8 protein-coding genes are annotated in these 8,744 nt (G+C 72.6%); 7 read left to right on the top strand and 1 reads right to left on the bottom strand.

The window, feature by feature from the left end:
- Positions 1 to 297 precede the first annotated feature (297 nt).
- A complete protein-coding gene (locus tag ACIPXM_RS13745) occupies positions 298 to 681 on the bottom strand; it encodes a DUF1844 domain-containing protein (RefSeq protein WP_401655039.1) in 384 nt (127 codons plus the stop codon).
- A 357-nt stretch (positions 682 to 1,038) separates the two neighbouring features.
- Here ACIPXM_RS13745 and infC point away from each other — a divergent pair, with 357 nt between their 5' ends.
- The 7 genes from infC (at position 1,039) to pheT (ending at position 8,605) form a co-directional block, all read left to right on the top strand.
- Positions 1,039 to 1,707 (top strand): translation initiation factor IF-3, encoded by a 669-nt coding sequence (infC, locus tag ACIPXM_RS13740; protein ID WP_401655212.1) that lies wholly within the window; start codon positions 1,039 to 1,041, stop codon positions 1,705 to 1,707.
- A 126-nt stretch (positions 1,708 to 1,833) separates the two neighbouring features.
- Positions 1,834 to 2,028, top strand: a complete 195-nt coding sequence (gene rpmI, locus ACIPXM_RS13735) for a 50S ribosomal protein L35 (protein ID WP_073818494.1) — start codon at positions 1,834 to 1,836, stop codon at positions 2,026 to 2,028.
- A 112-nt stretch (positions 2,029 to 2,140) separates the two neighbouring features.
- The gene (rplT, locus tag ACIPXM_RS13730; protein ID WP_361397873.1) at positions 2,141 to 2,527 is read left to right on the top strand and encodes a 50S ribosomal protein L20; all 387 of its coding nucleotides are present in this window, start codon (positions 2,141 to 2,143) and stop codon (positions 2,525 to 2,527) included.
- Between the two features lie 154 nt (positions 2,528 to 2,681).
- Positions 2,682 to 3,521, top strand: a complete 840-nt coding sequence (locus tag ACIPXM_RS13725) for a TrmH family RNA methyltransferase (RefSeq protein ID WP_401655038.1) — start codon at positions 2,682 to 2,684, stop codon at positions 3,519 to 3,521.
- Between the two features lie 80 nt (positions 3,522 to 3,601).
- The gene (locus ACIPXM_RS13720; RefSeq protein WP_401655211.1) at positions 3,602 to 4,768 is read left to right on the top strand and encodes an ATP-binding protein; all 1,167 of its coding nucleotides are present in this window, start codon (positions 3,602 to 3,604) and stop codon (positions 4,766 to 4,768) included.
- 193 nt (positions 4,769 to 4,961) lie between these two features.
- Complete coding sequence (pheS, locus tag ACIPXM_RS13715; RefSeq protein ID WP_401655037.1) at positions 4,962 to 6,089, top strand: phenylalanine--tRNA ligase subunit alpha; 1,128 nt, start codon at positions 4,962 to 4,964, stop codon at positions 6,087 to 6,089.
- On the top strand, positions 6,089 to 8,605 hold the full coding sequence (gene pheT, locus ACIPXM_RS13710) for a phenylalanine--tRNA ligase subunit beta (RefSeq protein WP_401655036.1): 2,517 nt from the start codon (positions 6,089 to 6,091) through the stop codon (positions 8,603 to 8,605). Before pheS ends, pheT begins: the two co-directional genes overlap by 1 nt.
- Positions 8,606 to 8,744 lie beyond the last annotated feature (139 nt).

The raw sequence follows: 8,744 nt of genomic DNA, 5'->3' as shown, positions 1-8,744 counted from the left end.
GGGGGGGGGGGCGGGCGGGGGGGGGGGGGGGCCGGCCGGGGGGGGGGGGTCCGCGGGGGGGGGCGGGGGGGCCCCCCACCGGGGGGGGGGGGGGGGGGGGGCCCCCCCCCCCCCCCCGCCTCCTTGGTGATTCGGGGCGGCCCGGCCAAGCCTCCAGCCGTAGACCGGACCCGTGCCTGCGGTCTCCCGGGGGGCGACCCCCGTACCCCCGCCTCCGCCCGGCTCCTAGCCGTAGACCGGACCCGTGCCTGCGGTCTTCCGGGGGACGACCCCCGTACCCCCGCCTCCGCCCGGCTCCTAGCCGTAGACCGGACCCGTGTACTTCTCGCCCGGGCCCTTGCCCGGCTCGTCCGGGACGAAGGACGCCTCGCGGAAGGCGAGCTGGAGGGACTTCAGGCCGTCGCGCAGCGGGGAGGCGTGGAAGGAGGAGATCTCCGTCACGCCCGCGTCCAGCAGGCCGGCCAGCGCGTGGATCAGCTTGCGGGCCTCGTCCAGGTCCTTGTGCTCGTCGCCCTCCTCGGTGAGGCCGAGCTTCACGGCCGCCGCGCTCATCAGGTTGACGGCCACGGTGACGATCACCTCGACCGCCGGGACCTCGGCGATGTCGCGGGTCATGGCCTCGAAGTCGGGGGCCTCCGCGGACGGGGTGGCATCGGCGTGGGAGTGGGGCGTTTCGCTCATGCCCACACCCTAAGCCGCCGCGCGGTTCGCGCCGACCGCCGGGTCCTGCTAATCTTGTGTGACGACCGGCCGGACACCTATGTGCCCGGCCCACAAGTGGAGGCTCCGACTTCCCACCTGACCGTCCTCCGGGGCGGCGGGTCACCGGTCAGGTGGCGACCATCGTTCCGTACGGACGATGGAGCCGCCCGATGTTGCGCCCCGCGGTTGACCGCGGCGGTGCTCCGGTATTTCCGTGGAGCCCCGCCTGTGTCCCGTCCGGGGCATTTTTCATGCGCCCGCTCGGTTGGTCTCGACAGTCACAACGTCGACGCGTCCGTCCGCCAGGCGGTCGCGTAGTGCTACCGAGGAGGATCCATCAGCGCCGAGCCCCGCATCAACGAGCGGATTCGCGTTCCCGAGGTGCGTCTTGTCGGCCCCAGCGGCGAGCAGGTGGGCATCGTCCCCCTTGCCAAGGCCTTGGAGCTCGCGCAGGAGTACGACCTCGATCTGGTTGAGGTCGCGGCGAACGCCCGTCCGCCCGTGTGCAAGCTCATGGACTACGGGAAGTTCAAGTACGAGTCGGCCATGAAGGCCCGTGAGGCGCGCAAGAACCAGGCGCACACGGTCATCAAGGAGATGAAGCTCCGGCCGAAGATCGACCCGCACGACTATGACACCAAGAAGGGTCACGTCGTCCGGTTCCTCAAGCAGGGCGACAAGGTCAAGATCACGATCATGTTCCGTGGTCGTGAGCAGTCCCGGCCCGAGCTCGGCTTCCGGCTGCTGCAGCGCCTCGCGGAGGACGTTCAGGAGCTGGGCTTCATCGAGTCCAACCCGAAGCAGGACGGCCGGAACATGATCATGGTTCTCGGCCCGCACAAGAAGAAGACCGAGGCCATGGCCGAGGCTCGCGAGGCCCAGGCCGCGCGCAAGGCCGAGCGCCAGGGTGTCGCCCCGGCGGCCGAGTCCGACGAGGCTCAGGTCGACGAGGTTTCGGTCGAGGAGGCTTCGGCCGACACCCCGGCCGAGAACGCCGAGGCGTGATCCCGCGGGGCGGCCGGCCAGGCAGCCCCAGGGTTCCGCCCGGAACCACCACACCAAGAATTGACGCTCCCGGCAGCCCGGTGCCCGCACCGGGGGGAGCGCCACTGACGAGGAGATAACGGCGCCATGCCGAAGAACAAGACGCACTCCGGTGCCAAGAAGCGCTTCAAGGTCACCGGCTCCGGCAAGATCCTGCGCGAGCGCGCCGGTAAGCGCCACCTGCTCGAGCACAAGTCGTCCAAGCTGACCCGTCGCCTCACCGGCACCGCGGAGATGGCCCCGGGTGACGCCGCCAAGATCAAGAAGATGCTGGGCATCTGATCCTGATCTCCTGCCCTCGCTAGTTCGTCGAGGGCATCTCGGCTCAGACCGGGACCCATCCGATTTTCGGGTCGTGTGAACACACCACGGCCCCGCTACAAGGAGTCAAGAAGTGGCACGCGTCAAGCGGGCAGTCAACGCCCACAAGAAGCGCCGGGCGATCCTCGAGGCGGCCTCCGGCTACCGCGGTCAGCGTTCGCGCCTGTACCGCAAGGCCAAGGAGCAGGTCACCCACTCGCTGGTCTACAACTACAACGACCGCAAGAAGCGCAAGGGCGACTTCCGTCAGCTGTGGATCCAGCGCATCAACGCCGCTGCCCGCCAGAACGGCATGACGTACAACCGCCTCATCCAGGGTCTGAAGGCCGCCAACATCGAGGTGGACCGCAAGATCCTGGCCGAGCTCGCCGTGAACGACACCAACGCGTTCGCCGCTCTCGTCGAGGTCGCGCAGAAGGCCCTCCCGGCCGACGTCAACGCCCCGAAGGCCGCCGCCTGATCTTCCAGGCCGCCGTACTTCTGCCCGGACCCGCAGGCCCCGCGCCTGCGGGTCCGGCGCGTTGACCGCCCTGTACCGCCTGTACCGCCCGCACGGTCCCGCCCGTACGGCCGCGGTCGTTCCACCGCCCGACGAGTCAGAGAGCCGCAGGCACATGTCCACCCCCGAGCTGATCTCCCCGCGTTCGCCGCGCGTCGTCGCCGCCCGCAGGCTCGCCAAGCGCAACTTCCGGGGCAAGGACCGCCTCTTCATCGCCGAGGGCCCGCAGGCCGTCCGCGAGGCCGTCGAGCACCGCGGCAGCGGCGGCGAGCCGACCCTCGTCGAGCTGTTCACCACCGTCGAGGCCGCCGAGCGGTACGCGCCGATCGTCGAGGCCGCCCGCGCCGCCGGCGCCCGGGTGCACCACGCCGACGCGGCCGTCCTCGCCGAGGTCTCGCAGACCGTCACCCCGCAGGGCCTGGTCGGCGTCTGCCGCTTCCTCGACTCGCCGTTCGAGGACATCCTCGCCGCCCGGCCCAAGCTCGTCGCCGTCCTCGCGCACGTCCGCGACCCCGGCAACGCCGGGACCGTGCTGCGCTGCGCCGACGCCGCGGGCGCCGACGCGGTGATCCTCACCGACGCCTCCGTGGACCTCTACAACCCGAAGTCCGTCCGGGCCTCCGTCGGCTCCCTGTTCCACCTGCCGGTCGCCGTCGGCGTCCCCGTCGAGCAGGCCGTCGCCGGACTCAAGGGCGTCGGCGTCCGCATCCTCGCCGCCGACGGTGCGGGCCGGGACGACCTCGACGACGAGCTCGACGCGGGCACCATGGGCGGGCCCACCGCCTGGGTCTTCGGCAACGAGGCGTGGGGCCTGCCCGAGGAGACCCGCGCGCTCGCCGACGCCGTCGTCCGGGTCCCCATCCACGGCAAGGCGGAGAGCCTCAACCTGGCGACCGCCGCCGCCGTGTGCCTGTACGCCTCGGCGCGCGCCCAGCGCCCCCGAACCACCGGCTGAGCCCTCCACGGGGGCCGCTCGCCTAGTAGGGTGACGTTCTCGGGGCCCACTGCGGTACACGGAGGGGTGGGATGACGGGGATGACGGTCGGCACGGGCAGTCCCGCACAGGCACGGAGCGCCGCCCCGCACGCGCCCGGACCGCCCCCGGAGGCCCCCGCGCCCGCCCCGTACACCGGACTCGGGACCCAGGAGCTCGGCATCGATCCCGACGACCTGCCCGACGGCCTCGTCGTCGCCGACGAGCACGGCCGGATCGTCTGCTTCAACGCCGCCGCCGGACGCCTCACCGCCGTGCCACCCGCCGGGGCGCTCGGCCGCCCGCTCGACGAGGCGCTGCCCCTTGAAGACCTCAAGGGCAGCCGCTGGTGGGCGCTGACCGACCCGTACGGCGGCCTCGCCACCCGGCGCGGCCAGCCCGAGTGCAACCTGCTGCTGCCCGGCGGCCGCGAGGTGCTGGTGTCCGCCCGCTATGTGCGGGAGCGGTCCGGCGGGCCGGTGCGCCGGGTCGTCGTCTCGCTGCGCGGCACCGAGGCCCGGCGCCGCACCGAACGCAGCCACGCCGAGCTGATCGCCACCGTCGCCCACGAACTGCGCTCGCCGCTCACCTCGGTCAAGGGCTTCACCGCCACCCTGCTCGACAAGTGGGAGCGGTTCACCGACGACCAGAAGCGGCTGATGCTGGAGACCGTCGACGCCGACGCGGGCCGCATCAAACGGCTGATCGCCGAACTCCTCGACATCTCCCGGATCGACTCGGGCCGCCTCGAGGTGCGCCGCCAGCCCGTCGACATCGCCGCCGCCGTCGCCCGACATGTGCACGCCCACACCACCGGCGGCCAGGCCCCCGGCCGGTTCTTCGTCCGGGTCAGGGGCGGGCTGCCCGATCTGTGGGCCGACCCCGACAAGATCGACCAGATCCTCGGCAACCTGCTGGAAAACGCGGTGCGCCACGGCGAGGGAACTGTCACGATCGAGGTGGCACCCACCACGGCCACCAGCGACGGAGAGAAGGGGACGGAGGTCACCGTGAGCGACGAAGGCCCCGGCATCCCCGAGGAGTCGATGGGCCGTGTCTTCACCCGCTTCTGGCGGGGCAGCAAGCGCGGCGGCACCGGGCTCGGCCTCTACATCGTCAAGGGCGTCGTCGAGGCCCACGGCGGCACCATCACGGTCGGCCGCGGCCCCCGCGGCGGGGCCGAGTTCCGATTTATCCTGCCCGTCGGCACCCCGGCCCACCTCCTCTGACCCGCCCCGACCGGCGGAACCGGTACGTGTCCGCACCGGTCCGCAACGGTCCGCACGAGGTCAGGAGCCGCCCGGGCCCGCCGCCGGGCTCATCCGCGTCCCATCACCCCGTTAGACTCGACCTTTGGCACGTTTGCGCCCTTGACGTCGAGCTCGGGGCCGTCCAGCAAAGCCAACGGAAGCACGGGAAGAGATGTCGGCACCCAATAAGTCGTACGACCCGGTCGAGGTCGAGGCCTTGAAACCGGAAGAGATCGAGCGCATGCGGGACGAGGCGATCGCCGCCTTCGCCGCCGCAGGCGACCTCGACGCGCTCGCCCACGCGAAGACGGCGCACACCGGCGGCACCTCGCCGCTGGCGCTCGCCAACCGCGAGATCGGCGCCCTGCCGCCGCAGGCCAAGGCCGCCGCGGGCAAGACCGTGGGCCAGGCCCGCGGCGCCGTCTCCAAGGCCCTGGCCGCGCGCCAGACCGAGCTGGAGGCCGAGCGGGACGCCCGGGTCCTCGTCGAGGAGGCCGTCGACGTCACCCTGCCGTACGACCGCGTCCCCGCCGGTGCCCGGCACCCGCTGACCACCCTCATGGAGCGCGTCTCCGACGTCTTCGTCTCCATGGGCTACGAGGTCGCGGAAGGCCCCGAGGTCGAGGCGGAGTGGTTCAACTTCGACGCCCTCAACTTCGTGCCCGACCACCCGGCGCGCCAGATGCAGGACACCTTCTTCGTCCAGGGTCCCGAAGGCACCACGGGCGACGAGTCCGGCGTCGTGCTGCGCACCCACACCTCGCCGGTCCAGGCCCGCACCCTCATCGACCGGGAGCCCCCGGTCTACGTGGTGTGCCCCGGCCGCGTCTACCGCACCGACGAGCTCGACGCCACGCACACCCCGGTCTTCCACCAGATCGAGCTGCTGGCCGTCGACGAGGGCCTCACCATGGCCGACCTCAAGGGCACCCTCGACCACATGGTCCAGGCGCTCTTCGGGTCCGGCATGAAGACCCGGCTGCGCCCGCACTTCTTCCCGTTCACCGAGCCGTCCGCCGAGATGGACATGCTCTGCTACGTCTGCCGCGGCGAGTCCGTCGGCAACCCCGACCGGCCCTGCCGCACCTGCGGCAGCGAGGGCTGGATCGAGCTCGGCGGCTGCGGCATGGTCAACCCGAAGGTGCTCGTCGCCTGCGGTGTGGACCCCGAGAAGTACAGCGGATTCGCCTTCGGGTTCGGCATCGAGCGGATGCTGATGTTCCGCCACAACGTCGAAGACATGCGAGACATGGTCGAGGGTGACGTCCGGTTCACCCGGCCGTTCGGGATGGAGATCTGATGCGGGTCCCGCTTTCCTGGCTGCGGGAGTACGTCGACCTGCCGGCGACGGAGACCGGCCGTGACGTACAGGCCAAGCTGGTTTCGGCCGGCCTCGAGGTCGAGACCGTCGAGCAGCTCGGCGCCGGTCTCACCGGCCCCCTGGTGGTCGGCAAGGTCCTCACCATCGAGGAACTGACCGAGTTCAAGAAGCCGATCCGGTTCTGCACCGTCGACGTCGGTCAGGCCAACGGCACGGGCGAGCCGCAGGAGATCATCTGCGGCGCCCGGAACTTCGCCGAGGGCGACAAGGTCGTCGTGGCACTGCCCGGCGCCGTGCTCCCCGGCGACTTCCGGATCGCCGAGCGCAAGACGTACGGCCGGGTCTCCCGCGGCATGATCTGCTCGGGCGACGAGCTCGGCATGGGCAACGACGGCACCGACGGCATCATCGTGCTGCCGCCGGAGCACGAGATCGGCCTCGACGCCACCGTGCTCCTGGAGCTGTACGACGAGGTCCTCGACATCGCCGTCACCCCGGACCGCGGCTACTGCCTGTCGATGCGCGGCGTCGCCCGCGAGACCGCCATCGCGTACGGGCTGCCGCTGCGCGACCCGGCGCTGCTCGACGTGCCCGCGCCCAACGCGTACGGCTACCCGGTCCAGGTCGCCGACCCGCTGGGCTGCGACCGCTTCACCGCCCGCACGGTCGTCGGTCTCGACCCCGAGGCCCGCTCGCCGATCTGGCTGAAGCGCCGGCTGCAGAAGGCGGGCATGCGCCCGATCTCGCTCGCCGTCGACGTCACCAACTACGTGATGCTCGAACTCGGCCAGCCGCTGCACGCCTACGACCGCACCCGCGTCCAGGGCGCGATCGGCGTCCGCCGCGCCGAGCCCGGTGAGAAGATCACCACGCTCGACGGCACCGTGCGCGCGCTCGACCCGGCCGACCTGGTCATCACCGACGACCGCGGCCCGATCGGGCTCGCGGGCGTCATGGGCGGCGCGAACACCGAGATCGCCGACCACGCCGACGCCGCCGGTGCGACCACCGAGGTCGTCGTCGAGGCCGCGCACTTCGACGCGATCGCGATCGCCCGCACCGCGCGCCGCCACAAGCTGTCGTCCGAGGCGTCCAAGCGCTTCGAGCGCGGGGTCGACCCGCTGGCCGCCGCGGCGGCCGCGCAGCGCACCGTCGACCTGCTGGTGCTGCTCGCGGGCGGCACCGCCGAGGCCGGGGTCACCGAGGTCATCGCCCCGTCCGCGCCCCGCACGGTCGCCATGCCGGCGAACCACCCGGACAAGGTCGCGGGCGTCGCCTACGGCCGCGAGACCGTCGTGCGCCGCCTCCAGGAGGTCGGCTGCGACGTCTACGGCCAGGACGAGCTCGTCGTCACGGTGCCGTCGTGGCGCCCCGACCTGAACGAGCCGAACGACCTCGCCGAGGAGGTCATCCGGCTCGAGGGCTACGAGAACCTGCCCTCCACGCTGCCGAAGCCCCCGGCGGGCCGCGGCCTCACCGAGCGCCAGCGCACCCACCGCCGGGTGGGCCGCGCGCTCGCCGGTGCCGGGTACGTCGAGGCGCTGAACTACCCGTTCATCGGCGCGCAGGTCTTCGACCAGCTCGGCCTCGACGCCGACGACGCCCGCCGCCGGGTGGTCACCCTGGTCAACCCCCTGTCCGACGAGGAGCCCGCGCTCCGTACGACGCTGCTGCCGGGCCTGCTCGGCGCGCTGCGCCGCAACGACGGGCGCGGCAGCCACGACCTGGCGCTGTTCGAGACCGGTCTGGTGTTCCGGCCGACCGAGGGCCAGCCGGGCGTGGCCGTCCGGCTGCCCGTCGACCACCGTCCCAGCGACGCCGAGATCGCCACGGTCGACGCGGCGCTGCCCGCGCAGCCGCGCCGGGCGGCGGTCGTCCTGGCCGGTGCCCGCGAGCAGGCCGGCTGGTGGGGCAAGGGCCGCCCGGCCGACTGGGCCGACGCGATCCAGGCCGCCAGGACCGTGGCCGCCGAGGCCGGTGCGGAGCTGCTGATCGACGCCGACCAGCACGCCCCGTGGCACCCGGGCCGGTGCGCCTCGTTCCACGTCGTGATCGACGGGGTCAAGACCCTGGCCGGGCACGGCGGCGAGCTCCACCCGCGCGTCGTCAAGGCCCTCGGCCTGCCGGCCCGCACCTGCGCCATGGAGATCGACCTGGACGTCCTGGACCGCGCGGGCGAGGGCCCGCTGCGGGCCCCGCGGATCTCCGCGTTCCCGGTCGCCACCCAGGACGTGGCGCTGGTCGTGGACGACTCCGTGCCGTCCGCGATGGTGGAGTACTACCTGGCCGGTGGCGCGGGTGAACTCCTGGAGTCCATCCGCCTGTTCGACGTCTACACCGGCGACCAGGTCGGCGAGGGCAAGAAGTCCCTGGCCTACGCCCTGCGGTTCCGCGCCGCGGACCGCACCCTCACGGTCGACGAGGCCACCGCGGCCCGCGACGCGGCCGTGGCGATGGCGTCCGAGCACACCGGCGCGGTGCTGCGCGGCGCCTGACCGCGCGGGAGCGACAGGTGAAGGGCCCTGCCCCGGACCGAGAGGTCGGGGGCAGGGCCCTTCGGCGTCCGCCCCGGTGGTACCCACCCCCAGGGGTTACTCACTCCTTCGGGTGAGATATTCCGGAGGGGGTGCCCCC

Source organism: Streptomyces sp. NPDC090025, assembly GCF_044748125.1.
Classification (GTDB): domain Bacteria; phylum Actinomycetota; class Actinomycetes; order Streptomycetales; family Streptomycetaceae; genus Streptomyces.
This window is presented reverse-complemented; position numbering and strand designations above follow the sequence as displayed.

Coding starts and splice junctions, on each gene's coding strand:
- ACIPXM_RS13745 (WP_401655039.1), bottom strand. CDS start 681: ATGAGCGAAACGCCCCACTCCCACGCCGATGCCACCCCGTCCGCGGAG.
- rpmI (WP_073818494.1), top strand. CDS start 1,834: ATGCCGAAGAACAAGACGCACTCCGGTGCCAAGAAGCGCTTCAAGGTC.
- ACIPXM_RS13725 (WP_401655038.1), top strand. CDS start 2,682: ATGTCCACCCCCGAGCTGATCTCCCCGCGTTCGCCGCGCGTCGTCGCC.
- ACIPXM_RS13720 (WP_401655211.1), top strand. CDS start 3,602: ATGACGGTCGGCACGGGCAGTCCCGCACAGGCACGGAGCGCCGCCCCG.
- pheS (WP_401655037.1), top strand. CDS start 4,962: ATGTCGGCACCCAATAAGTCGTACGACCCGGTCGAGGTCGAGGCCTTG.
- pheT (WP_401655036.1), top strand. CDS start 6,089: ATGCGGGTCCCGCTTTCCTGGCTGCGGGAGTACGTCGACCTGCCGGCG.